This window comes from Bradyrhizobium lablabi, assembly GCF_900141755.1.
GTDB classification, from domain to species: domain Bacteria; phylum Pseudomonadota; class Alphaproteobacteria; order Rhizobiales; family Xanthobacteraceae; genus Bradyrhizobium; species Bradyrhizobium lablabi_A.
In genome coordinates this window covers 6,480,421-6,504,418 of the sequence record NZ_LT670844.1, presented here as the reverse complement: position 1 = coordinate 6,504,418, position 23,998 = coordinate 6,480,421, and the positions used below count along the sequence as shown (strand labels likewise).

The following is a 23,998-nucleotide window of genomic DNA, read 5'->3' as shown; positions in this document are numbered from 1 at the left end:
CACTCAATGGTAGCAGAGAAACCATTTTCCGATCGAAATCCGGTCGTTCCAGTTGGAATCGAGCACGCGCACGCGCTTGAACTGCTTCTCGAATTTGCTGACCCACCAGGATGGCGAACAATTGTGAAAGCTCTGATAGGTCTTCATCCAGCCTTCGTCCTTGCCGGAGCGTGACGTCGGCATCATGTGAAACGAGCCGACTTTGGTGACCCGCGACGCCTCGTCGATGAACTTTCCGATCCCCTCCTCGGTGAAATGTTCGAGCGATCCGATCGAGTAAGAATAGTCGAATTCACCGTTCGCAAAGGGAAGCTTGGTCGCATCGCAGACTTCGAGGCTTTCCGCCGGCAGGCCGCGCTCCACCGCCTTTTTGATCAACAGATCGGAAATGTCGCATCCCTTGATGTCGAGCCTGGTCCGGTCAAGCAGGGTCATGGTTTTGCCTGTGCCGCAGGCGATATCGAGCACTTTGCCTTCACAGTTCGCCATCAGGAATTGCACCTCGAGCCAGGCGTTGCCGGCGGCCCAGGTTTCGAGCACCTGCGCCATTTCCGGGGTCCAGTAGAGATCGAGGTCCTGGTTGTCACCGCTGGTTTTGACCTGGTGCGGGCGAACCTGATTGCGAACATCCTGCAGCTTTCGCCACACCAGCGGCGGACAGAGATCCCTAATGATTTGCTTCATGCTCTGAGACGCCCAATGATCCTTCGCAACACTCCGGGCCGGTTGGCCCGGAGCAACTGTTTGACCTCGGCCATGGCGGATTCGTCGGCCGCAACCATCGCCGGCCAGGTCAGTCCGCCTACCTCGATGGCACGATTTTCGAGCTTGCGCTGAAATGCCGTCTGGCCCATCCCGTGCGTGCCGGACGCATCGATGCCCGCATTGTAGACCAGCGAGTCGCGCGGATAAAGCACGAGACCACCACACGCGAACAGGCTCAGTTGCCAGCATATGCCCCAAGAATCGATCTTGCCCTGGCGCTGCAGGCAAGCCATGCCGTAGTAGTCGTAGGCATCGTCGATATTGAACCGCCGGCGCGCGACCGGATCGTCGTCGAGCTTCGCGAGCGCCGACATCCTGGGATCGAACGCCGCCCAGGCGCGCGACCAGGTCGCCCAGCCCCAGCATGAGGCCATCGGCAGAAAGAAAGTCCGGGACGTCGATTGGTCGTGTGCCGGAAACGCGTAGGCGGAGATCTGCATCACGTTTCGTTCGTCGGCGTAGCGCTCCAGTCCTGCATTTAGAAACGCCAGGAAATCGGGCGAAACGACTAGGTCATCCTCGACAACAATGACACGACCGCGGTCCGCACAAACCTCCGACACGCCCGAAACAATCGAATTGGCTAGCCCAAGATTGGCCTCCCTTTCGACAATCTCGATTGATTTGAAGCCACTTGTGCGCCGGACAAGGTCCCTAACTGCATGGACCGAGGTCCGATGTTCCGGCCTTTTCGGGCCATCCGCGTAGACGATCAGATTGCTGTCAGCAGCCAGCGGATTGGCGGCGAGCGCGGCCAGCGTCTGGCGCGTGTGGTCGGGGCGGTTGTAGACGAACAGCACGATGGGGGCGAGATCGGGCATTCAGGATACCCTGCCCGACGCAGCCGTACTTGACCCGTCTTCATAGATCAGCGTGTTGAGCGTCTTGGCGATCAATTGGTAACCGGCCGCAACTGCAAAACGATTGATCGGATCGGTCTCGATTCCCGAAACGGATCGCCGACGAGCTTCAACCAGCAATATGCGAGGACGGAACACGCTCCAATCATTCGAACGAAGCACGGACAAATCGACGCCTTCCACGTCGATCGATAGAAAATCAATTTGCTGATCAGGCTGAAGGTATTCAGCAAGCAGATCATCCAGCCGCCGAACCGGGACACTCTTTGTCTCCAGCAAGTGATAGTCGGGCAGGCGTACACGTTCCGCCGCCAGTTCGGAATCGAACGTGTTCAGCGCAGGTTCGTTGAAAAAGTGGAATGAAAGGCTCGCCCCCGCATCCGAGACGCCGACGCAAATATTGGTGTCGGAAGGGCGATGGCGACAAAACGCCTCGATCGCCTCAGGATTGGGGTCGATGTTGATGCCGCGCCAGCCCCGCCGATAAAAATAGCAGGTGTTGGAAAACCGATAGGGATGATGCGCACCGACGTCGACATAGAATCCGGATTTCTGCCGCTCAAACAGCCGCCGCAGGATCATGTCCTCACCGTCCTGCGAGTATGCAAGGTTGACGAACGGGTCAAATTTCTCGAGGCCACGCCTCACCGCCTCGACAGCCCACGAGGGAGCGGCCGCGCGCACCAGTCGCTTTACCATGGAAATCAACGATCGAACAATTCGCACATGGGATTCAGCATCCGGAAATTCGAGGCCCGCAGGAGGCAGGTCTTTGCGCTTGCTGTGACGCAAATGATTGGCTGTTCGGCCCTCATGCCACGGATGGAACAACAGCGGTCGAATCATTGCGGATGAGAGAGAGGTCAAGCACTTCGTCAACCGCTGACATGACGAACGCGTCGTGTGTAACAAACACCACAATTCGGTCCTTGAATTCCTTCAGCAGATTTCCAACAACCTGCTCTCGGGTGGCGGCATCCAAGGCGCTCGTGCTCTCATCGAGCAATAAGACATCAGGATGGCGTAGCACGGCTCGTGCGATCCCGATGCGCTGCTTTTGACCGCCGGACAGGTTGGTGCCGCGATAATTCAGGATCGTCCGATAACCGTCAGGCATCTCCTGGATGAACTCGTGAATGCAGGCAATCCCGCAAGCCCTCTCCACCTCCGTATGGGACGCCTCAATGCCCAGGCACAGATTGCTTTCCATCGTGTCGTTGAATATGGCGGCGTCCTGCGCTACAAGGATGATCTTGCCTCGCAGATCCCCCTGACTCCGCTCGTCAGACGAACGGCCGTTCACGAGAATGGCTCCCTTGGCCGGTGAGAAGAAGCCGAGCAGCAAATCCAGGAACGTCGACTTGCCCGATCCGGAAACTCCGATCAGCGCATAGCTCCTCCCTTTGACGAACCGGGCGTTGAAACCTTGTAAAACTGGCTTGCCGTCGAGGTGTTGAAAATGGACGTCTACTGCTTCGATCCGCTCGATCGCACCGACGTTTGATCGGGACGATCCGGCGCGCGATGTTGCTTGATACTGCCCGATGATCTGCGTCACATCGCGACCGGCACGGGCATCCGCGACCACACGAAGCGCGAGATTGAGTCCCTGGCCCACGATCGGGAAGAAGCGCATCAGAAGAATAATCATGGTGACGAGAAAGGGCAAATCCAGAGAAAAACTCTCTCGCGCGGCAGGCCATGCGCTGAGGATCGCAACCGACCCCAGAAGGATCAGAGCCGGCCCCAGTCGAGCGAAAAGCGCCACTGCGTCAATCGTGGCCAGCGTGCGCACATAACCGTGCATCTGGCCGTAGTAGCTTTGCGTGACATATTTTTCTGCCGAGAACGAGCGTACCGAGCGCAAACCGTTGAGCGCATCTAGAAAGAGCGAGCCAGCGGAGTGCGATTGTTCCACCTGGCGGACACCGAGCCGGTGCGAGACCCGAAAGGACTCGAACAGCGCCAGGAACGTCACCGCCAGAAAGACCAGAACGGCGAACGCAATCACTACGGAATAGGAGACGATGGCCGCGAAGTAAAGCGCCGCCAGCAGCGCTGTCGTCAAGAATTGTGAGATTACGGCGATGAGGTTGCTGGCCCGGCTTGCCTCATCGCCGGCCAGACCAATGAAATAGCCGATGCTCTTTTGTTCAAGTACCTTGACAGGAACATCGAAGATCAGCGCCGAAAATGCCTGCGAGGTGAGCTGAAGCAGCATCCGTCTGCTAAGATAGATCGTCAGCGTCTGGCTGATGAGTTGTGTCAATATCCGGCACGCAAACAACAAAAGGAAGAACTGCAGTATTCTATCCCCGGTAGCATCGATCCCAGCGAAGCGAAGGACACGCACAACCATTGCTTCCCTCGGCGCAGATCCGCCCGCAACGATGGTCGCAAGCGGCATCAGGCTCGCCATCGCCGCCAATTCGAGAAAAACCGAGACAACCGAGAGAACAAGGCCCACCGGCAGAAGCGGACTGTTGCGAAATGCGAAGGCAAATAGGGCGCGAAGATACTGCAATTGTTGCAGGACGGTCATCTGGTCCACGCGCTGGTCACGACGACGGGACCATCCTTCACGGAAAAAGTGGATGTCGCCGGTCGATTGCACTCTCTCTTGTCGACGTCGAATTCATAGTCGGCTACCGCATCCGATAGCGCATAGGACTTGCCGCAGCTCTCGACGATAGCCCGCCCCCCAGACAAATCTTTCATGCGAACGCAGATTTTACCGCGTGGCCCCGGTCTTAGCGATAAAGCAAAGTCGCCGGCCGCCAAATGCCCGCCCTCCTTCGCATGATTGCGCCGCTCTTCGGCCGACGTTTCGAAGCCTCGGTAAAAATAGGGAACATCGTCTTCTTTTTGCCAATCAATCGCCGCTGGCGGCGTGAATTCCAGTCGCTTCCGGATCTCTCGCGCCGGCACTCCGGCCGCAACGCTGTACGGCGGCAAGCTGCGCGTAACGACGGAATTGGCCCCAACCACGCAGCCACGACCGATCGTAACCCCCGGCATCACCACGACATGGACGCCGAGCCAGACATCATCTTCAATCACGACCAGATCCTCAACGGACCGAAGGGCGTCGACTGTTCCCGCGAATTCACGATCCTGATCTTTGATCAGAGCCGCCGGCCGACCATCGAACACGTGATTTCCAGACGAGATGTAGATGTCATAGGAAAGAACGCAGTACCTGCCGAGCCGCACATTTCCCAGGATAATGCAACGGTCCTGGATGGATGTGTAATCTCCGACAGCGATTGCCGGATCGGGTCCGAGTTCGACTTGCCTACCGATGGAGCAGTGCCGGCCCAAGATAAGGCGAGTCCCGCGCGCGAGCACGACATTGCAGCCCGCGGCAAGACTTGCTCCAGGCGCGTATTCCATGAAACCCTCGCCTGCGAAATTGATGGTAGGGTCACAGTCGAGCCCGGGGTGACGCCAGCGGTTTCGGAGATGCCGGAGGGCATACGATTTGTTGAAGATCAGCCGCGCGGCTGCGGGGATAGCTCGAACGACGCCGAGCAGGCGCCGATGCTGTGAAATAGCGATCTGGGACAGAGTCAGGTCTCAAGTATAGTGCGAGTATAACCTCGGATAATTCGCCATCATCTCCACGAGTTGCGGGCTAGACGGGTTCCGGATGGTGCACTTCGGATAATCGCCGCCAAACAAGCTATTGCTAAACTGCAGCTGTAAGACAAGCCGATCCCTCTTCGTCACGTGCTTGCCTTTGTGCAATCCACGCGTATCCTCCGCGATCACGGTACCCCGCGGCGCCGTGAATTCGATAAACTTGTCGGGCGAATAGTTGGCACTGACCTCCTCGTCAGTGAGTCGCGAATAGCCCTTCTGCAGCAAGCTTTTTGAAATCCCGCCGCGGCGGTGCGATCCTTCCACGAAGGAATGCGGGCCGTTCTCCGGCCCGACATCGGTTAGGTAGACGAAAAACTTCAGCCACTTGATACGATCCATATCGAAGTGCCAATATTGCGCTGCCTGCTTATCCGGCAGCTCCGAGGCGGCGCTCCACCACATAGCAACGACATCGACGATAGGCTGGGCACTCAGATAGTTCTGCGCGACGGCGATGATCGAGCGATCCGCCATCAGGTTCTGGATCAGACCATTGTTGATCAGATCTTGCTCGCGAAAATCGTATAATACGGCGTCAGGCTTCTCTCTCGGATATCGCGCCGCAGCACTTTCCGTGGTCGCCTCGCCGTCCATTTGGCGTCTAGCGCACGGTGCAGCTAACGCAAATTCCAACAATCGGTCGCACAAGTCGTCGGATAGGCGCTGCATGAAGACATGATAGCCTCGTAGGCTGAGATCGGCACCGATCGCGTCAACATCGTCGGTCGAGAGGTGACCGAGAACCCCGTTATGGTCCACCAACGGATAGGGTCGCTTCAACATGGCCAACATGGATGACATAGCGTCATTTGACGTACCACCCGTCGCACAAAATAGCTGAACCATACTTCGATAGGCGAAGGCCGGAGTACGTCCACTCCGAAGAAAAGCAGCCGATCCCAAGAGAGTTCGCGCTGCGTTGGATAGTGTATGCATCACAGGAGAGTGGCTCACTTCAACGCTCCAACCATGTCAATTGCCGTAAATCTTCGAGGCCTTGCGTACAGACCCCAGGGTCCACAAGCTCATCAGGCAGCGTGGGCCACCCGCGATCTAACCTGCGGAACCAGTCAGCATCTTGTAGAGGTGATTTCCAGAGCGCGACGCTTGATCCGGGAACAGCACAGCCGCCAATTTTTTCAGCTCGCCACGCAGTGCGATCGTCTCCCGTTCCAATGATCCAGCCCCGGGGATCGCCGGCATCATGTGCTCGACAATCGTCCCGTCTCCAGATCCCAAGAGACGATCGATCTGGCCTTCCGCCGCCAACGTTTTGCGGCGTCGACGGAAATCCTGTTGTTTTTCGTAGTCCTTAGAAATGTATCGGGTAACCCGCCCAATCAATTTCTCGAAAATGCTTCGATCCGGATTCTCAAGAACCGGATAGCTATCGCCGATGTCGACGACGCAGCGGCAGAATTCATATACGCTCCATCTATAAGCACGCCGCGCACGTTCGAATGACCATCCGTCGCGCAAGCCACATTCTATCTTCTTGAAATAGTCTGGCGCGGTTGTAGCAACGTCGTTGATATCGGCTGGATACAGTACGTAATTTCCGCTGTAGAGAACGACCGGAATCCCAAGGACACCCATTTCTTTGCCGACGCTCGACCACGCATTCAAAACAACGTCTGTTCCACAAGCCAGATCGTAAAGTGAAAGCTTATCTTCTGGCCAATTGACCTTGATGTTTGACGGCAGATTAACGAACATCTCTCGAAGTAGCTTGCCATGCTCGGAAACCACCTGGTCCCGTCGGTTCGGAAATTCACGAGGATGAACGCGCACTATCAAAAACAGGTCACGCCTTTCCGAAACGTAGTCGACCAGCGACCTTATCCACTCGATTTGATTCGCAAATGCGGATAGCGGCGCATACCCATCAAAAGCGCCGATGCTTTGAGCGGAAAAAACCTCGTCAAGACTGCTCATCGTGGCGAGAAGAAGCTTTTGCTCCGGTGCCACCTGAAAGCGCGATCTGATGTCGACAAGTCCAGTATTTGCCGAAGAATAGCCGAAGACACTCTTACCTTTGAAAATATGGGCGTAGTGACGTGTTACCTTAGCCAAATCCTCAGGCACGCACGGAATTTTGGAAAATCTCGGCCAATTTTCCAAGGCGCTCTCATAGAAAGTGAAAGTGTCGCCGCGCCCAATCAGCAAGGTTTGCAGTCTTCTCGATAAGTCGCCACCGGCATGCATAAAATAACTCGGGATCCCTTTCACCTCCGCGAATTTACTCACAACCCTGTTGACCGGGTAAAGCGAGTTGTAAACAACGACACGGTCAGGCCGAAAGCTCGCAAAGAGCCTGTCTGCCGCTTGCCAAACACGCAAAAGATTCTTTAGTTCAATCCAATACTCATTCCATTCATCATCATCTAAATCGAGTCGGATGCGTTTTCTTCGATTGAGAAGATTGTATAGGGCAAGTCGCCCAACAGCGACACCATCTACGCACAGCTCAAGCACTGAATCGCGAGATACACTCGCAAGGACTTCCTCGATAGCCTTTTCCGCTTCCGCATCGAGAAGCTCCGAAAGGCGAGGCCCCGCAAAGCCGAATTCTTCCCGAATTAGCTTTTCGTTGTGCATGCATTGGCCGCAGATTTCTCGTTTGGAAATTGCGTCGCTCTTTCCGGTCAATCCGCTCGCGGCCATCGGTACACAAAAATCCTCCAGCGCCCGATCGCACGTGACGTAAAGAACTTCGTGACCTCTGTGGATGAGCCCCTCTGCGACGAGCGCCTCCGGAAACGCGTGATACCAGAAGGCCGCGTGTGGCGCAAAAAACATTACACGCATAACAATTTTCTCATTCGCGCGTCACGCGCGACCACCAGAACACAGTCAACGGCCCCTCGATCCGGCAGCAGTCAATATCTTCGCTGCTTCGCAATTTGATCTGACGAAATTAAGGAAACTCGCAACATCCAGTGGGCATTCTTCACTCATCATGTCTCGCAATCGGCGCTGTAGATTTGACGCAAGTAACGCCGCGAGGATTACATTTGATCCGATCGCCGCTTCCAAATCGGTCAAAGGCGCATCGAGTTTCTCGAGGATTAGCCGATCGAAGTTCGGTTTCGAACCATGCTCGTCACTACTGAGTGGCTGACCATCAGCAGACCCCGCCACGCCGGTCTTGGTCAGCAGATATCTCAGATCGCCTTCCCCCAACCACGGCCGATCGTTCGGGAAGCGCATCAACCGTTCTGAGGTATCGTAAGAAACACCGCGCCACAGGCGAGCCACGTCGCCGAAACCAACTTCGCGCAATCGTGTAGAGAAGTCCAAGTCTGTGTAGGAGCGAAGATAAGGAACCTTCCAATCGTCCATATATTCCCCAATGTATCGCACCTCGACGCTCATCATTTGCAAACAATCGAGCAATCTTTGGGGGTCGAATTCCCGAAACCACATGCGAAAGCGGTTGATGAGATACCAATACAGTCCGTTTGATCCGTAAACGTAGATCCAGGATCTTCCTCCAACCTTGAGAACGCGAGCTATTTCTTGCAGGCACGCATCGGGCTCGGCTGTGTGCATCAACACGCCATTGCACCAGACAAAATCGAAGCACTGATCGGGGATGGCAATCTTCTCAAGACTGGTTTGTCTGCACTCGAAATTCGAATAACCAAAACTCTTCAGGTTGCGATCGACGCTTCGCAAATTCTCTTGGCTGATATCCAGAGCTGTGACGTGAGCTGCGCCATTCTTAAGCATTAGAAGCGAGCCCCGCCCGTTTCCGCAGCCAGCGTCGAGACACCGCTTCCCCTTGAACAGACTCTCTCCGTCGAGACCGTTGGCAAGCAGCCGTTTCTCAAAGAAGCCGGTAAATTGCGTCATCTGTTCGCGGTCATAGAGAGCGAAGCTCTTTCCGTAGACGTCTTCGTGCTCTCGCTCGCGATTGGATGCTGTCATTGAAACTCGCTAACTGGATATTTATCGTGAAGATGGAACAAGAAACGCCCGCAGGGTAAACTTGGTGCTCGGCTCCTGCAGCCGCTCGACCACGATCGGCCGGAAGCCGGCCCGGTCGGCGAGCATCGCGATCGATACGAAGCTGAAAATATGCAGGTGCTCGACAAAGAACTCCTCTCGTCCCTCGCCTGCTTCTGCCGCGGCTTCGCCGTCCGGCAGTTCAAGATAGACAAAGCCGCCGGGCGCCACGAACTGCCGTGCCCGCCGCAGCATGCCGACGGGATCCTGGACATGTTCGAGGACCTTGTTGAAGGTGACAATCTCGAACTGCCCCGCGGCGTCAAGGCTCATGAAATCGCCGAGCATCGCATCGACGCCGACGCCGGCCCTCATATGCGCCACAGCCCGTTCGTCGGGATCGATCGCCGTGCATTGCCAGCCTGCTTGCTTCACCGCGTACGGAAACACGCCAAGCCCCGCGCCGACATCGAGCAAGCGCACATTTTTTTCCGCGCCGAAATGGCTTGCAGCGAACGAGCGAATGCGGGCGATCCTGCCGGCGTTGTCGGAACGCTCCGGCGGCAGCGCGATCACGCGCTCGAACGCAGCCCTTAAGCCGGCGTCGTTGCCATAGGTCGCGTTGACATAGTCGCCGCCGTAGTCGGTCTGCACCGTCATCGCGTGGCGCGAGACAAAATGGTTTGACCGGACGAACTGCCAGACTTCCCGGTGATAAGGCTCGCCCGGCGGGCGGCGAAAACCGATCTCTCCCGATGGCGGCGCGTCGTAGGAAAACACCAGGCGCGACTGCGTTTCACCTGATATCGGACAGGCCGCGGGACGCAGGCTGCTCACGACCGCCGCTCCAGCGCAGTTTCGAGGGCCTGCAGCGCCTCGAGCGAGTCCAGCCATGCAACGATCTTCAACGGCTCCTGGCGAATGTAGCGATCGAACGCCTCTTCCTTGCCACGCTCGACCAAGAGAACAAAATATCGCTCCACGCGATTTTTCACCAGCACCGCACGCAGGTTGAAACCCGCCAGCCGTCCGTTGAGCGACGGCGTCGCATAAAATCCCCAGTCCTTGCGCGTGAGGTCGTATTCGCCGCCATCCTCGGTCAGAAACGTGACCTGCTCGTCGGGCGCCAGCCGCATCGAACCGCAGTCGCGAATGACGCCCTTGATGTCGTAGCCGACTTCAAATTCCCGCGGCGGATTCTTCGGTTCGAACTTCATGCGCTCAGCTTCTGCCCGCTATCGTTCCAGTCCCACTCCGGAACGAGAAAGCCCGGCATTTTCCACTCCCCGCCATCGTGGGCCCAGATGTCGCGGTTGCGGAACGTTTCCGCGATCTCGAAAAACCGCTGCGACGAAATGCCGAGAAACTCGCACAGCTTTGCGATGTCTTGACACGGCGTTTCGTCGCCGCGTGCGCGGACAGTCGCGACGGCCTGCTCACGCGTCATTCGGCCATTGCGGATTTCCAGCGAAAGATTGTCGAACAGCCGGGTAAAGCCGAACTTGTACCATTTCAGCCAGTGATGAATCGAGATGAAGTCGTCGTCGATGTCGGCATAGTCGTATAGCCCGGTCCGGGGGCCTTGCCGGTTGGCGACAAAGCCGTGTTCGGCGGCGATCCGACGCGTGGTTTCGGGATCCCATTCCAGGTAGTAGCCGAGGAAGATCGCCAGAACGCCGGCGGCATCGAGCTCCGCTTCGCCCGGCCCGAAATAGGGTGTCAGTTCCCGTTCGGTCAGGCGATCCGAAATCCAGTCTCTTGCCGAGGTGCCGTGGGTCACGCCGTGACGCTGCAGCCACGCCGCATCGAGCTTGAAACCGGTTCGCTCCTCGTCCCGCCCGCCATATTCAAACGCAGAATTCTCGCCCCAGACCACCAGCGGAATTCCGAACTTGACGGCAAGCTTCGCCGGGATCGCGAAGATCGCCATGTGCATCGGAACGGCCGTCGAGCCGAAACGCTCCAGCGCGTCCAGCATGAATCTCCGCTCGACCTTCGGATTGATCTGGTAGTCGACGTGATCGACGCCGAGCGCAACCAGATTGTCGAGGTTGCGCTGACCAATATCGGTGCGGCCAGGTGTCTTCCACGTGACCGCGAGCGGATTAAGGCCGGCTTCGAGACACTTCACGACCTGCCACGTGCTGTCTTTTCCGCCGCTGACCGGAATGAGACAATCGTAGCCGGTGCTGCGGGACTTGGCGTGAGCCTTGGCCCGCGCGACAACAGCTTCGAACGCCCGCTTGCGCGCGTCCCAATCGATGTCCGCTTTCGTGCCGTGCGACCGGCAGGCGTTGCACACCCCATCCGGCCCGATCACCAGATTGGGGCGCGTGTCCGGCAGAATGCATTGGCTGCAGTAGCGCATCACGCGGCAAACTCTTCAAGGAATATCTTGCTGTTCAGGAAGTAGAACAGGAATTTGCTCTGGCTGTTCGGCAAATCGGACGCGCCGATCAGCTGCTCGATCCGGTCTTTGCGCACGTAGTCGTAGATCGGACTGTCATCCAACAGATAGTTGCGCACGTCCGGATCGCGGACGTCGAGATAATCGAGGATCGGGGCGTTGAAGCCGACCTTGCGCGGGTTATCGATGATGCCGTCGGGCGCGATCCCACGCACCGATTCCCGCAGGATCGCCTTGGCTTTTCCGTCGTTGATCAGATGCCGGGTCGGAATGCTGTTGCAGAACTCGAACAGGTCGCGGTCGAGGAACGGCGAGCGGTTCTCGACCGAAAAATACATCGCGTTCAGATCGTCCTCGTGCAGGATCACCGGCACCGCCTCGTGGAACAGCTCATTCAGCATGCGGTTGCGCAGCAGGCGGTTGCTGTAGTTGGTCTCGCCGAATGGTTCGCTCCAGGGAACCGTCAAGAACCGGCTGAACTCCTCGGCATCGAGATAGATATGATCGCGGAATTCCGGATCGTCGACAAACAAATCCGGATTGCCGAGGTGGGGATTGCGAACCATCGGCTTGACGTGCTTTTGCCATGACGCGAGGGAGGAGGCGTGATGCGCCTTGTCGCCCTTGATTTCCTGCAAGTAGGCAAGGTGATGATCGTAATAGCCGCTGAACAATTCATCGGCGGCCGTGCCGCTGATGGAGATGCGATAATTTGAATCCGCGATCGCCTTCTGCAGCATCCACTGCGCATAGTAAGTGATGGTATAGACCGGGGCATCGTGTTGGCGCACCAGCGCGCGCAACCCGGGCAGAAAACCGTCGGTCATCACGGGAACAGCGGTATGACGCACGCCGAGTTCGCGCACCGCGAGGTCAACCATGTCGGCCTCTTCATAGCGCGCATCGGTGTTGACGATGGTAAATCCGTGCACGTCGTAGCCGAACACGCGCTTGGCGATGCTTATGAGCGCGTTGGAATCGACGCCGCCGCTCATGCAGAACGCCAGCGGCACGTCGGCCCGCAGTCGCAGTTCCACCGAACGAATCAGCCGCTCTTTCGCACCGCTTACCGCCTCGGCAAAGGTCATATCGTCGTCGATCGCGGTCGCAGGCCGCCAGTAGCGCCGCTCCGAGACGATATCACCGCGCTCGCAGACCAGATTTGCGCCTGATTTTACCTCGCGGATACCCTGAAAGAATGCATGCGCACTGTTCTTGTAAAGCGCCTTGTACCCATTGACGAGGTAACGCCACAGGTGGTCGTGGTTGACGGCGAGCTTCCGGCCGATGAGTGCGGCGATGAACTTGATTTCGGATGCAAAGTAGATGCCGTCCTCGGTCACAAAGTAGTAGAGCGGCTTCTCTCCGAACCGGTCGCGCGACAGGGTCAGCCGCCCGCTCGCCTCGTGATACAGCGCGAACGCCCACATGCCCTCGCATTTATCCAGCACTTCCCAGCCAAAGCGACTGATCGACGCCAGCAGCACTTCAGTGTCGGACCGGGTATTCAGCGCCACGCCGGCGGCCTCGAGTTCAGAGCGGCGCTCCAGGAAATTATAGATTTCGCCGTTCAGCGAAATCCAAGAGCGTTCGAAGCCCATAGGCTGGTTGGCGCGCGGATCGAGATCGATGATCGACAGCCGGCTGTGCAGCAGGACGGTGTGAGTTCCCGACGCCGTCTGCCATTGACGCGCCTCGCGATGATCCGGCCCCCGGCGGCTCATCAGCGCGAGGCAAGCGTCGATGCGCTCCCGTGCGAGCGGTGACCGACCCTGATATCCGGCAATTCCGCACATGATGTTAGGTTAGCGAGCCGCGATAGGGATGCATCACGCGAGATCTTCCTCGCGGATGACCTGGTGAAGGGCGAGCGGCTTGCGCGCTTGCCGGCCGATCACCCGTTCGGCGGCCGACGGCGGAAAACCAGTCGCCGGGCGGACATAGTCGAGGTCGATGGCTGTGATGGTTGCTCCCGCGGCAATTTCGCGGGCCGCGACGATGCCGCGCCGTGCAACCGCGCGGGTCGCCGCATCGGCCAGCTCGCCGCCGACAAATCCGCGTCCCAGAATATCCTTGAAGGAACGAGCCGCCTCGGCAAGGACGGCAAATTCCTCCGGCTCGGCCGACAAGGCATGATCGCGGAACTCGGAATAGGCCTTGTCGAGCGTGAAATGTTTTTCGATTACTCGGGCGCCGAGCCCGAGTGCTATGGTCGCAGCGGTTACACCGAGCGTGTGGTCGGAGTAACCGATGGTTAGACCGAGCCGGTCACGCAACTCCGCGATCGCCGAAAGGTTGGCGAGCGCAAGCGGCGTGGGATAGAGGCTGACGCAGTGCAATACCGCGAGGCGATCTTTCGCCGCCACGCCGGGAGGCAGCGCCGCGGAAAACACGGAGACCGCTCGCTCGATCTCGGGCAGCGTCGACATCCCCGTCGACAACACCACAGGCTTGCCGCACTTCGCGGCCACCCGCAGCATCGGATCGAAGTCGAGATCGCCGGAGGCGATCTTGACGGCGTCGAGATCGTCGGCCCAGTCCTGGAGCGTGTCGCAATCGAATGCGGACGCCATGAACAGCGCACCGCGTTCCCGCACTCGCCGCGCCAGTTCCAGAAACACATCGCGTTCCAGCTTGAACCGCGACAATTGCGCGATGCGCTGCGCTTCCGACCTGTTGACGAGCCGCAAGGGATTGATCAACTGCACCTTGACGGCATCGGCGCCCGCCGCGACCGCCGCGTCGACAAGCTTCACCGCAAGATCCGGATTGCCTTCGTGATTGTTTCCAATCTCGGCGATCAGAAACGGCCGTTCGGCAAGGTCGATACTACCGATCTTCATACCGCAAACGCTCCGTTCTTGACGTGGGCATGCAGGACGTACGACGTCTCAGTGATCCGAAAGCCGATCTTTTCATAGAGCCGCATCGCCGGAATGTTGGAAATCTGCGTGCCGACGCGAAGCCGGTCCGCGCGGTCGCGCCACTGGTCGACGAACGTCCAGCTCAGTGCCCGACCGGCGCCCTGCCCTTGATGGCCCTTGGCCACCCCGACCAGATCGATGATCGCATCCTTATGCCCATCCGATCCGCCTTCGAGCACCGCCAAAAAGCCGGTCACATCGTTCTTCTTTCGGGCGACATAAACCACACTGGCTCGCCCGCGACAGGCATTGCGCGCCCATTGCCGCTTGACCTCATTTGCCCGAGCCAGACCGATGGCGGAATCAAGATGGAAGCGCGAAAATGCAAAACACTGCCCGGCAAGCCTTTCGACCGCCGCGGCGTCAGCCGGGCCCGCCGCTTCGATTGTCGTGTCGCTATCGATCCCATTGTTACCGGAAGCGCCGTCGGCTACGCCACACCAATCCAGCGTAACGTTGGTATCGACGAGGAGGAACCCGGCCCGGGTCGCGTTCTTCACTGCGTCGACATCCCGGGTTCGTATCTTTGCAGAGAAGAATGCTGCGTCCCCGCCGGCACGATCGAGCAAAACCGCCCGGATGTCAGCGGGCGACGTGCCCGCCTCGACGTCAAGCACTTTCCAGCTCGCCATCTCAAGAACATCTGACAGCCACTGATCTTTTTCGACGCGCACGGTGAACGCTCAGCCAAAATAGTCGGGATGTTCGGCGGACAATCGCTTGTACCATTCGATGTAACGCGGAAAACCTTTTTCCAGTGGATACTGCGGCTCGTAACCGATCAGGCGCCTGGCCTTATCGATCGACAGCGTTCCCCGTTCCGGCATCAGGCCGTCTCGCGGATTGTGCACAATTTCGATGTCCGGAAATGCCTGCTTCATCAATTCGATCATCTGGTTGAGTGTCCGGGCGCCGCCATACGTCATGTTGAACGTCTGGTTTCTGGCCTCTGGAAGCGCGATCGAACGCAGCACCCCCTGCACCAGATCCTCGATATAGGTGAAATCGAGCGCGTCGTTGCCGTCTCCGTTCACAGTGAGACGCATGCCCCGCAGCGCGTTCTCGATGAACGCCTGTCCGACGCGCCGGCTGACGCAACGCTCGCCATAAAGCGCCGAGGGACGGACGATGGTATAGGGCGTGTTGAACACCTGGTTGTGCGCGATCACCAGCTTCTCGCCGCCGTATTTCAAGGCGCCATAGATACCCATCGGCTCGCAATGCCGCTCTTCGACGGCGGCCTCACCGTCGAAATTGCCGTACACCATCGAGGAGGAGAAATAGACAAAGTGAACATTCTGGTCACGCGCGGTGTCGAGCGCGTTCTCCAGCGTCCGGAACGAGTGATCGAACGTGCTGTAGGGGTCTTTGTTCGAACGATTGGCGTGGGCGATCGCCGCAAGCTGGACAATGCAGTCCGCCTTGATCTCACCAAGGCAGCGGGACAATGCGTGATAATCCCGCGCGTCCAGCACGTGCAGCGGAATGCCTGCCTGGCGCAGCAACCCCATACGCTCAAAAATGAAATTCACATACAGCGTCTTGTTGGGGTCCTGGCCGGAATTCGTGAAAGCGCCGAGATTGTTGACCTGCAGCCCGTCGATCACGTGCGGGTCGGCACCATGCCGCTTCAATGCCAGCGCAAGGTTATGACCGATGAACCCCGCACCGCCGATCAGTGCGACGGTACGGCCCTTCAGTTTTTCTTCGAACACGTCAAATCCCTCACGATCGTGGTCAGTTCATTTGCGATGTAATTCATGTCGTCGACCTCGAGATGCGGCCCGACCGGCAATGCGATCGATTGATCGCTGATCCGCGCCGCATTCGGGAACCGCGCAAGGTCCGCGCCGTATTTTTCGCGGTAGTATTGGAGCCGTGGAATCGGATGGGGATAGTAGACGCTGGTGCCGACGCCGGCGGCATTGAGGCGGCGAATGATCTCCGTCCGCTTGTCCGCCAATGGGCCGTCAAATACCGCCGTCAGGCAATAATGGCTGCTGGTTTGGCCGGCGGCAGTGACATCCAGAACCGCAACATGCTCAAGACCGGCCAGCCCCTTCTTCAGCGCTGAAAAGTTCCGCGCCCGCCGCTCCAGGATCGTATCGAGGCGCTTGAGCTGCTCGCGGCCGATCGCAGAGTTGATGTCGCTCAAGCGATAGTTGATGCCGAGCGAAAGCACATCATAGACCCCGGGAACGGTGCGTTCGGCGAAGGTACGATCAATTCCAAAGGCGCGGGCCTTGGATATTTTCTTCGCGAGGTCCTCATGGCGCGTGACCAGCATGCCGCCATCGCCCGTGGTGATGTGCTTGACGGGGTAGAATGAGAACGTCCCTGCGTCTCCGAACAGCCCGGCGTGAGTTCCGTCCCACCGCGTTCCGAGCGCCAGCGCGCAATCCTCGACCACCTTCAGACCGCGCTTCGACGCAACCGTCATGATCGCAGGCATGTCGCAGGGAATGCCGACGAAATGCACGAGCCCAATTGCTCGCGTTTGCGGCGTAATAGCCGCCTCGATCGCGTCCGGCGTCATATTGCCGGTCGCGCGATCGCAATCGACGAATACCGGGCGCGCGCCGACCATTTCGACGGCATGCACGGTCGCCACATGCGTCTGCGCCGGCACGATAACTTCGTCGCCCGCGCCGATATCGAGTTGCCAGTATGCAAGATGCAGCGCAGCGGTGCCGTTGCTGAGCGTCAACGCATGCCCGTTCCCGAGTGCCGCGGCGAACTCCTTCTCGAATTCGTGGGCCTGCGGACCATGGGTGAGGACATCACCGGCGAGAACACCGAGAACGGCGTTTCGCTCCGCCTCGGTGATCCAAGGCTTGCCGAAGGGAATTTTACGTGCCTGGGTCATTGATATCTGATCTGAACAAATGAGGAAGTTGAGACCGCCTCGTCGCATGCGGCGGCGATGGCAATCGCGTCGAGCGTGGCATCGAGGTCTGCGGTGCGGGACGGCTTGTTCAGCACAATCGCTTCGACGAACGCCGGGATCAGCGCCCCCTTGTGCGCGGGCCTGGTTGCCAGCTTGAGCGGCTCGACCGGGGCCACTGCGAGGCCCGGCTCGACCGGGTCGCGCGCCGTCATGAGACGGGCTCCGGCGTCGTCGAGGATGAAGGTCTTGCGCGTACCGTACACGCGGACGACGTGCTGATGACGGTGCACGCAGCCGAAATTCGCGGTGATGCGGCCAACCATGCCGGACGGGAAGGTCATGGTCGCGGCAGTAAAATCGTCATATTGAAAGCCCGTGCCGCGGGCGCAGACGCGGTTGCCGACGGCCTGGACCGAGCGCGGACGCTGACCGGTGAGCCACAGCATCAGATCGATCATGTGAATGCCGCCACCAAGCATCACTGAATAGTTGTCCGTCTCGCCGCGCCAACCTTCGGTGATCTTGTGCAGGCGCCCGTAAAGATAGTCGCCGTCGAACGCATAGATTTCGCCGAATGCACCGGCCGCGATTTCGTCGCGAAGCCAGCGGTAGAGATCGGCGCCCCGCAAGACCAGATTGCTCGCCAGATGCAGGGAGGCATTCGCGTTGAGCGCCGCCCTGATCTGCGCAAGCTCGTCGGCGGTGCGGCAGAGCGGTTTCTCGACGAAGACATGTTTGCCCGCCGACAGCGCGCGCATCACCTGGTCGAAATGCGCGTCGTCGAACGACGCAATCGAAACAATGTCGATATCGTCGCGATCGAGTACCGCGCCGATATTGCTCCCGGCATCGCTGCCCGGAAACTCCCGAACAAGGTTTTCCGCGCGAGACCTGTCGAGATCGACCAGGAGCTTTACCTTGCAGGACGACAGCGTCGCATACATGCGTGCGTGCTGCTCGCCGATACCTAGCCCGATCACGGCGACGCCGAGTTGCCGTTTCACCCTGCCTCCGGCCTTGCCAGATCGCCAAACGATGCCGGTTGCGCCAAGCCGGCCTCCAATTTGCGCAAATCGTCGAGGTGATCGACCACCATCCGGACATCAGCCCATGCCGGTTCTTCGCAGATCACGCTGCGCAGCCGCCAGTCATCGGGCCGGTCGTAAAACACTTTGGTGACATGCTCGCGCTGATCCGGCGTCAAGTCACCCGCATTGAGGGCACGGAAGACCCCGCTTCGAACACATTCGACGCTCTGCCCCGGCGGGAAGGTTCGCCGCACCACATTGGACACCACATCGTGCCCGCGATCTGACAGCCGGATCATGGCTTGCACGAGCGAGGCATCGATCAACGGACTGTCACCGGAGATACGCACGAACCATTCGCAAGGGTATTCGGCAAGGGCCGATTGGAAGCGCGCCACCACATTGCCGAGCTCACCGCGAAAGACAGGCACGGCGCACCGGTTGGCGACGAAATCCGCCAACGGGTCATCGGTTGAATCGACGCTCGTGAGCACGACGATCCGCGAATGCAAGTCGAACCCACGAAAGCGCTCCAACACCTGCGCGATCAACGGGCGACCGCGAAATGGCGCCAGCATCTTGCCCGGAAACCGCGCCGAACTCATGCGTGCCTGAATAAAGATTCGATAGGTCATCAAATAGCGTCACCGCGCAAGCCAACCCGGAAGTGTTCGGATCAGACGAGGTTGTGCCAAAAATTTCCATGCTACCGCAGTCCGGGTGACTCAGGCGTCACACGGGTTGCTCCTGTTCGGAGCCGAGACGAAGTGCGCCGCTTCGCGCGGCGCACGCTAAAGCCGCCTTGTCAGGCGGCGGCGACCATGTCCGCGTCGAGCAGCACGCGGACCTTGCGGCCGAGCATCTCCAACAGAATTGAGACCCGATCGTGGTCGGCGAGGCCGTTGAACAACCCCGCGCTGTCCATAAAGGCACCCGCCAGCACCCGCACCTTGTCGCCGGGCGCGAAGACGGGCTTGCAATCGAGCCTGACGAACCCCCTGTCGTCTTCGCGCGCCCTGAGCGCGTGAACCACGCCTTCGGGCACGCTGGCCGGATCGTCGCCGTTGCTGACGAGACGCGCCACGCCAAAGGTCGATTGAATAGATCGCCAGCGCTGCGTCGCCATGTCGATGGCCACGAACATGTAACGCGGAAACAGCGGCTTCGCCGTGAAATCGACCTTGCGGGCGTGACGGCGGCGCTTCAGATAGCGCGGCAGATAGATCTCGTAGCCCTGACGCGCCAAATTCTGCGCAGCCTTGGCCTCGCCGTTCACTTGCGTCTGCACAACATACCAGCGCGGGCCGATCGTCTCGCTCATGCCTCGCCCCCTGTCGTCTTCTGCGGCGGCCGCAAGCCGAGCAGCGCGGGCGCCAGCACACGGTCGGGCCCGCAGGCTTCGACGGCTGCGTCAAACGACAATTTTGCGCGGGTGACGTCGGTCACGATAACCGCATCGAACTTGTCTTTTACCTCAGTGTAGGATTTGACGAGGTCGACCCCGACGAATTGCGCATCGTCACTGCGCGGATCAACCACCGCAACGATCTTGATCGCGGCCTCCACCGCGCAAAGAATGGCGATCTCGGCAAGGTCCGATTTTCCGGCCAACACCAGCCGGCTGAAGCCTGCGGCCTTGGCGGCGTCGAGCACGTGTGCGCAATCGGCCTTGGCGAGGCGAAAGAACGAAAATGAGTCGGAGAGATACTGGACTGTGAGCCGGGACTTTTCCGCAAATCCATGCGGTGTCAGGTAGTAGGCATAGCGGCGCGCCGGGGCGTCGCGGACCTTGACCAGGCCCTTCTTGACGCAGCGCTTGAGGTAAGCGTTGACCAGACCGAGCGCGATGCCGAGCTCGGCGGCGATATGGCGCTGGGAACGTTCGCCGTCGTTCTCGACGGAACTCAACAGGCCAAGCACGATCCGCTCATTCTCGTGCTCGGTGTCCAACAAGCGATCCATCCCCCGCCCCCTAAGGTCTTGGTGGGGGTCTTAGCGCGTTCATGGCATGAACGTCAAGGGCGATGTTCACGACGTGAACGGATATATCCGTTTGGTATCATTGTGTTTTTGGCCGCAACTAATTTGGGCGTCGTTCTTTGGCGCATATTTCGCCAGCCTACTGCACTGAGCCGATGGCGCCTCAACCAGCTAGGAGGGGTCGGATTTTGGTCCCACAAGAAGGAACGCTTTGAGTTTATCGTACGCTCGACGGGCTATGTATTCGGAGCCGGCAACCGTGAGATGACCCTGATCTTGATAAAGCCAAACACCATCTCTTTGGAAGCGACAAACCGCATCGCAAAGATAGTCCTCAGGAAGCAGGAGACTTACTTGTGACGGGTACTTCAACTCCAAACTACGCAACATCATGTTGACTGCGGCAGTCTCGCCGCGAGCGGTTACTAACGGCAAGGGCGCGCAATCACGCGCCGGCCGATGCCAGAGCGGACCGGCCCCAAAACGATAAGCCTCGATATCGCAGGGTGCGAGAACCTGAGCGCCAATAATTAGGACACGACGATCGCTGCCGAGAAATCTAATCGTCTTTTCAAGAGCCGTTCTTAGAATGCCTAGTCGTTCCTCCTCCGATCGAAAAGCAGTCGGTTTGCTGTCGTCGTCTCCGATTGATCCCAATGCGTATCCCATCCATGCCTGCCCGATCACGACGGGAGCGTTGCTCGACTTGGCCAAAGCAAGTGATAGATCGCGGCCATCACGACACTCCTTCTCTTCGACGTAGTTAATTCGACGAACTCCAAGCAAGCCCAGGCACCCGCCATGAGTAAAGGCGGCGCCACGCAGACCAAGTTCCCGAGCGACAATGTGCAAACCAGCGACATATTGCTCAACATAAGAGTCACCGATCACCACCACACCAACAGGCCCGGTGATGCTGCCAAAAACGCAATCGTTTAAGTGCGATTGATGACAAGGGAACATGCCGAACTTCTCACCCCGATTTATCTCCTGCTGCCGATCCGTCAGTCGCCAGAACCATCCGCCTTGGGCTGAGGCGGTCGCAGTAAGGCCCCCGACGAAGATTGTGAGCGCAGCGAAGATTGCGAACGTTCGCGAATACCTACCCGGGTCAGCAGCACGTGGCGCTAGCCGAAATGGTTTCTCAACACAGAAATACATCGTGAGCGAACAGAGCAGCGTGACAACAACAATCGAAACGTTCGCTGTTGCGTTTCCCGTCAGGTCACCAAAAATATAGTTTGCAAAAACGATGATTGGCCAATGGCAAAGATATAGCGAATAAGAGATTGCGCCGATGGCAGTTGCCACGCGGTTGGTGATTAGGATTGAGATTATGGGTGCCCGACCAGCCCCGATTAGACACATCCCCCCAACACTCGCAGCAAGCGATGGCACTCTCGATTGGCCGCCAAAGCAGCAGTAAGCGATGGCGACTAGAAAAACGCCGAGCAGAAAAATTGTTTGTCGCAGAATAACTCTCGGACGAAGCGTATCCTCGATAAATAAGAGCAATGCTCCCAGCCCGAATTGGTAGGCACGAAACGGCGTAAGATAAAATACTGCGGACGCGTCTCTAGACAACCAACGCTGCGCCTCAATAAGCGAAAAGATCGAAACGAAAGCAACGATCCCCGGAAGCACGTTACGTAGGCGCCTTTGAGATATCAGCAGCAGAAAGATCGGCCAGAACAGATAAAATTGTTCTTCGACCGACAACGACCAGAAATGCAACAAGGGAAGATAATCAGACGCGGGCACAAAATAGCCTTGGGTTCCCATCCAGAAATATATATTCGATACAGAGAATACGGAAGCTGTAGCGGCGCTAGCGAGGAGCTTTAGCGCATCAGGTGGAAACCACAAAAAACCCGCAAGAAACGTTATAATTATCGTTGACAGCAGCGCGGGGAAAATTCGGCGGAGTCTCCGAGCGTAAAATTCGGCGAATGAAAAATCGCCCGCAGCAACATCGTGGAGAATGTTGCGGGTTATCAGAAATCCCGAAATGACGAAGAATATGTCAACTCCAGAATATCCGCCCTGAAATGCTCCAAGCCTCAAGTGAAACAATATCACACCGACGACGGCGAGGGCGCGCACCCCGTCAATCTCTGGCCGATATTCCTGACTCGATCTCACTTTTCCCCGCCAAAGCTTTGACGATAGCCCGATCTAGACGAGAGGCCAACATTCTCGCCTCGAGGCGCTCCTGAAAGAGGTCTGAATTGTTCCGCGGACTGGGGAGAACAATGCCAACGATCCCGCACCGATCGAGCGATTTATGGCAAGATTCGCGCGGACGGTATCGGGACCACGAAACGCCCGCCCCATTCGCGAATGCCCGCCAAGCTCTGAACGATTTCGCTTTGCAGGTTCCACGGCAGAATCAAAACATAGTCTGGGCGGACCTCGAATATCTTGTCCGGTGCCCTGATCGGAATGCGGCTGCCGGGCATCAGCCGTCCCTGCTTGTGCGGGCTTCGATCGACCGTGAATTCGAGAAGTTCGGGACCGATCCCGCAAAAATTCAGAAGTGTATTGGCCTTTGCCGGCGCGCCGTATCCGACGACACGCTTTCCGGCACGATGCGCGTTAACGAAGAAGCTTAGCAGATCAATTTTGGCCTCGACGACGCTGCGGGCGAACGCCCGATAGGTGCCGATGCGCTCAAGCCCGGCGTCCAGTTCAGTTCGAAACTGCTGGTCGACCCGCGCTGTTGGCGCATGCCGGGCCTCGTTCCGGCAGACATAGACCCGCAGCGAACCTCCATGGGTCGGCAGCGATTCGATATCGAACACCCTCAAGCCATGCGCCTGGAATATGCGGCTTACAACGAGAAGCGAAAGGTAGGAAAAATGCTCGTGATAAATCGTGTCGAACTGCCGCTCCGAAATCAGCCGCTCAAGCGATGGAAATTCGAACGTCGCCACGCCTTCGGGCTTGAGAAGGATCCTGAAACCGGCCACGAAATCGTTGATGTCAGGGACATGCGCAAGCACATTGTTCGCCGTCATGAGATCGGCTGATATCCCATTGGCCGAGAGCGATCGCGCCGTATCCACGCCGAAGAACAAAATCTCGGTCGGCACACCTTGCGAGCGCGCGACTTCCGCGACGTTCGCGGCGGGCTCTATTCCAAGCGCCGGGATACCGCGGTGCACGAAGTTCTTTAGCAAATAACCGTCGTTGCTGGCAATCTCCACCACCATCGAGGCCTGTCCTATTCCGAAACGCTCGATCATCTGCTGGCAATAGGCGGCACTGTGCTTCAGCCAGAGATCGGAATAAGACGAGAAGTAGAGGTAGTCGCTAAAGATGTTCTCCGGGCTTTCGAACTCCGGAATCTGCACAAGCCAGCAGGCCTCGCAGACCAAGGCATGCAGGGGCAGCGTCATGTCGGGCGCAAGGCATCGCTCGGGCGGGACAAAGGAGTTAGACAGCGGCATCATCCCGAGATCGACGAATGTCTCGCTCAGCGGCGCATCACAGAAGCGACACTTCCCCATTGCTTTCACTAGGTCACCCCTCCGCGGATCCCGCTTTAGGCCATCATG

Annotated in this window: 23 protein-coding genes; 1 reads left to right on the top strand and 22 read right to left on the bottom strand. The window is 58.3% G+C overall.

Features of this window, described 5'->3' with window-relative positions:
• Positions 1-3 precede the first annotated feature (3 nt).
• Genes B5526_RS29990 through B5526_RS39210 form a run of 5 tightly spaced genes read right to left on the bottom strand, consistent with a single transcriptional unit; the run spans position 4 to position 4,685 of the window.
• The gene (locus tag B5526_RS29990) at positions 4-684 is read right to left on the bottom strand and encodes a class I SAM-dependent methyltransferase (protein ID WP_079543378.1); all 681 of its coding nucleotides are present in this window, start codon (positions 682-684) and stop codon (positions 4-6) included.
• Positions 681-1,586, bottom strand: coding sequence for a glycosyltransferase (locus B5526_RS29985; RefSeq protein WP_079543377.1), 906 nt, complete (start codon positions 1,584-1,586; stop codon positions 681-683). Before B5526_RS29985 ends, B5526_RS29990 begins: the two co-directional genes overlap by 4 nt.
• On the bottom strand, positions 1,587-2,456 hold the full coding sequence (locus B5526_RS29980; RefSeq protein ID WP_244562096.1) for an FkbM family methyltransferase: 870 nt from the start codon (positions 2,454-2,456) through the stop codon (positions 1,587-1,589).
• Entirely contained in the window at positions 2,437-4,167 is a 1,731-nt protein-coding gene (locus B5526_RS29975) for an ATP-binding cassette domain-containing protein (RefSeq protein WP_154071528.1), read from the bottom strand. The genes B5526_RS29980 and B5526_RS29975 overlap by 20 nt, the downstream gene beginning before the upstream one ends.
• Positions 4,164-4,685 (bottom strand): acyltransferase, encoded by a 522-nt coding sequence (locus B5526_RS39210; protein ID WP_172842144.1) that lies wholly within the window; start codon positions 4,683-4,685, stop codon positions 4,164-4,166. Before B5526_RS39210 ends, B5526_RS29975 begins: the two co-directional genes overlap by 4 nt.
• Here B5526_RS39210 and B5526_RS39205 point away from each other — a divergent pair.
• Positions 4,653-5,174, top strand: coding sequence for a hypothetical protein (locus B5526_RS39205; RefSeq protein WP_172842143.1), 522 nt, complete (start codon positions 4,653-4,655; stop codon positions 5,172-5,174). The two genes, B5526_RS39210 and B5526_RS39205, sit on opposite strands and share 33 nt — an antisense overlap.
• A gap of 27 nt (positions 5,175-5,201) precedes the next feature.
• On the opposite strand, the gene B5526_RS38030 is transcribed toward B5526_RS39205, so the two are convergent.
• From B5526_RS38030 to B5526_RS29885, 17 genes are all read right to left on the bottom strand, one after another.
• Positions 5,202-6,059 (bottom strand): phytanoyl-CoA dioxygenase family protein, encoded by an 858-nt coding sequence (locus B5526_RS38030; protein WP_172842142.1) that lies wholly within the window; start codon positions 6,057-6,059, stop codon positions 5,202-5,204.
• 261 nt (positions 6,060-6,320) lie between these two features.
• A complete protein-coding gene (locus tag B5526_RS29960) occupies positions 6,321-8,075 on the bottom strand; it encodes a capsule biosynthesis protein (RefSeq protein ID WP_154071526.1) in 1,755 nt (584 codons plus the stop codon).
• A gap of 45 nt (positions 8,076-8,120) precedes the next feature.
• Positions 8,121-9,197 (bottom strand): class I SAM-dependent methyltransferase, encoded by a 1,077-nt coding sequence (locus tag B5526_RS29955; RefSeq protein WP_079543371.1) that lies wholly within the window; start codon positions 9,195-9,197, stop codon positions 8,121-8,123.
• Positions 9,198-9,218: 21 nt separating this feature from the next.
• Positions 9,219-10,052, bottom strand: a complete 834-nt coding sequence (locus B5526_RS29950; RefSeq protein ID WP_079543370.1) for a class I SAM-dependent methyltransferase — start codon at positions 10,050-10,052, stop codon at positions 9,219-9,221.
• Positions 10,049-10,432 carry a hypothetical protein gene (locus tag B5526_RS29945; protein ID WP_079543369.1) on the bottom strand — a complete coding sequence of 128 codons (384 nt, stop codon included), beginning with the start codon at positions 10,430-10,432 and terminating at the stop codon, positions 10,049-10,051. The genes B5526_RS29950 and B5526_RS29945 overlap by 4 nt, the downstream gene beginning before the upstream one ends.
• On the bottom strand, positions 10,429-11,583 hold the full coding sequence (locus B5526_RS29940) for an N-acetyl sugar amidotransferase (protein ID WP_079543368.1): 1,155 nt from the start codon (positions 11,581-11,583) through the stop codon (positions 10,429-10,431). The genes B5526_RS29945 and B5526_RS29940 overlap by 4 nt, the downstream gene beginning before the upstream one ends.
• Complete coding sequence (asnB, locus tag B5526_RS29935; RefSeq protein WP_079543367.1) at positions 11,583-13,418, bottom strand: asparagine synthase (glutamine-hydrolyzing); 1,836 nt, start codon at positions 13,416-13,418, stop codon at positions 11,583-11,585. The genes B5526_RS29940 and asnB overlap by 1 nt, the downstream gene beginning before the upstream one ends.
• Before the next feature lie 33 nt (positions 13,419-13,451).
• Positions 13,452-14,465 (bottom strand): N-acetylneuraminate synthase family protein, encoded by a 1,014-nt coding sequence (locus B5526_RS29930; RefSeq protein ID WP_079543366.1) that lies wholly within the window; start codon positions 14,463-14,465, stop codon positions 13,452-13,454.
• Positions 14,462-15,220: a GNAT family N-acetyltransferase gene (locus tag B5526_RS29925; protein ID WP_079543365.1), complete on the bottom strand. Its 759-nt coding sequence runs from the start codon at positions 15,218-15,220 to the stop codon at positions 14,462-14,464. Before B5526_RS29925 ends, B5526_RS29930 begins: the two co-directional genes overlap by 4 nt.
• A 9-nt stretch (positions 15,221-15,229) precedes the next feature.
• Positions 15,230-16,261 carry an NAD-dependent epimerase/dehydratase family protein gene (locus B5526_RS29920; RefSeq protein ID WP_079543364.1) on the bottom strand — a complete coding sequence of 344 codons (1,032 nt, stop codon included), beginning with the start codon at positions 16,259-16,261 and terminating at the stop codon, positions 15,230-15,232.
• Positions 16,243-17,412: a DegT/DnrJ/EryC1/StrS family aminotransferase gene (locus B5526_RS29915; protein WP_079543363.1), complete on the bottom strand. Its 1,170-nt coding sequence runs from the start codon at positions 17,410-17,412 to the stop codon at positions 16,243-16,245. The genes B5526_RS29920 and B5526_RS29915 overlap by 19 nt, the downstream gene beginning before the upstream one ends.
• On the bottom strand, positions 17,409-18,437 hold the full coding sequence (locus tag B5526_RS29910; RefSeq protein WP_079543362.1) for a Gfo/Idh/MocA family protein: 1,029 nt from the start codon (positions 18,435-18,437) through the stop codon (positions 17,409-17,411). Before B5526_RS29910 ends, B5526_RS29915 begins: the two co-directional genes overlap by 4 nt.
• Positions 18,434-19,096 (bottom strand): cytidylyltransferase domain-containing protein, encoded by a 663-nt coding sequence (locus tag B5526_RS29905; RefSeq protein ID WP_079543361.1) that lies wholly within the window; start codon positions 19,094-19,096, stop codon positions 18,434-18,436. The genes B5526_RS29910 and B5526_RS29905 overlap by 4 nt, the downstream gene beginning before the upstream one ends.
• 170 nt (positions 19,097-19,266) lie before the next feature.
• Positions 19,267-19,782 carry a transcription termination/antitermination protein NusG gene (gene nusG / locus B5526_RS29900; protein WP_079543360.1) on the bottom strand — a complete coding sequence of 172 codons (516 nt, stop codon included), beginning with the start codon at positions 19,780-19,782 and terminating at the stop codon, positions 19,267-19,269.
• Entirely contained in the window at positions 19,779-20,423 is a 645-nt protein-coding gene (locus B5526_RS29895) for a winged helix-turn-helix transcriptional regulator (protein ID WP_079543359.1), read from the bottom strand. Before B5526_RS29895 ends, nusG begins: the two co-directional genes overlap by 4 nt.
• 189 nt (positions 20,424-20,612) lie before the next feature.
• Positions 20,613-22,583, bottom strand: coding sequence for an acyltransferase family protein (locus B5526_RS29890; RefSeq protein ID WP_283807575.1), 1,971 nt, complete (start codon positions 22,581-22,583; stop codon positions 20,613-20,615).
• A gap of 140 nt (positions 22,584-22,723) precedes the next feature.
• A complete protein-coding gene (locus B5526_RS29885; RefSeq protein WP_079543357.1) occupies positions 22,724-23,950 on the bottom strand; it encodes a class I SAM-dependent methyltransferase in 1,227 nt (408 codons plus the stop codon).
• Between the last annotated feature and the right edge of the window lie 48 nt (positions 23,951-23,998).

Bases quoted from the DNA above. Each gene is read 5' to 3' on its own strand.
- B5526_RS29975 (WP_154071528.1), bottom strand. From the start codon at position 4,167: ATGACCGTCCTGCAACAATTGCAGTATCTTCGCGCCCTATTTGCCTTC.
- B5526_RS38030 (WP_172842142.1), bottom strand. From the start codon at position 6,059: ATGTTGGCCATGTTGAAGCGACCCTATCCGTTGGTGGACCATAACGGG.
- B5526_RS29930 (WP_079543366.1), bottom strand. From the start codon at position 14,465: ATGAAGATCGGTAGTATCGACCTTGCCGAACGGCCGTTTCTGATCGCC.
- B5526_RS39205 (WP_172842143.1), top strand. From the start codon at position 4,653: ATGGACGCCGAGCCAGACATCATCTTCAATCACGACCAGATCCTCAAC.
- B5526_RS29990 (WP_079543378.1), bottom strand. From the start codon at position 684: ATGAAGCAAATCATTAGGGATCTCTGTCCGCCGCTGGTGTGGCGAAAG.
- B5526_RS29985 (WP_079543377.1), bottom strand. From the start codon at position 1,586: ATGCCCGATCTCGCCCCCATCGTGCTGTTCGTCTACAACCGCCCCGAC.
- B5526_RS29945 (WP_079543369.1), bottom strand. From the start codon at position 10,432: ATGAAGTTCGAACCGAAGAATCCGCCGCGGGAATTTGAAGTCGGCTAC.
- B5526_RS29915 (WP_079543363.1), bottom strand. From the start codon at position 17,412: ATGACCCAGGCACGTAAAATTCCCTTCGGCAAGCCTTGGATCACCGAG.
- B5526_RS29955 (WP_079543371.1), bottom strand. From the start codon at position 9,197: ATGACAGCATCCAATCGCGAGCGAGAGCACGAAGACGTCTACGGAAAG.
- B5526_RS29905 (WP_079543361.1), bottom strand. From the start codon at position 19,096: ATGACCTATCGAATCTTTATTCAGGCACGCATGAGTTCGGCGCGGTTT.
- B5526_RS29940 (WP_079543368.1), bottom strand. From the start codon at position 11,583: ATGCGCTACTGCAGCCAATGCATTCTGCCGGACACGCGCCCCAATCTG.
- asnB (WP_079543367.1), bottom strand. From the start codon at position 13,418: ATGTGCGGAATTGCCGGATATCAGGGTCGGTCACCGCTCGCACGGGAG.
- B5526_RS29895 (WP_079543359.1), bottom strand. From the start codon at position 20,423: ATGGATCGCTTGTTGGACACCGAGCACGAGAATGAGCGGATCGTGCTT.
- nusG (WP_079543360.1), bottom strand. From the start codon at position 19,782: ATGAGCGAGACGATCGGCCCGCGCTGGTATGTTGTGCAGACGCAAGTG.
- B5526_RS29885 (WP_079543357.1), bottom strand. From the start codon at position 23,950: ATGGGGAAGTGTCGCTTCTGTGATGCGCCGCTGAGCGAGACATTCGTC.
- B5526_RS29960 (WP_154071526.1), bottom strand. From the start codon at position 8,075: ATGCGTGTAATGTTTTTTGCGCCACACGCGGCCTTCTGGTATCACGCG.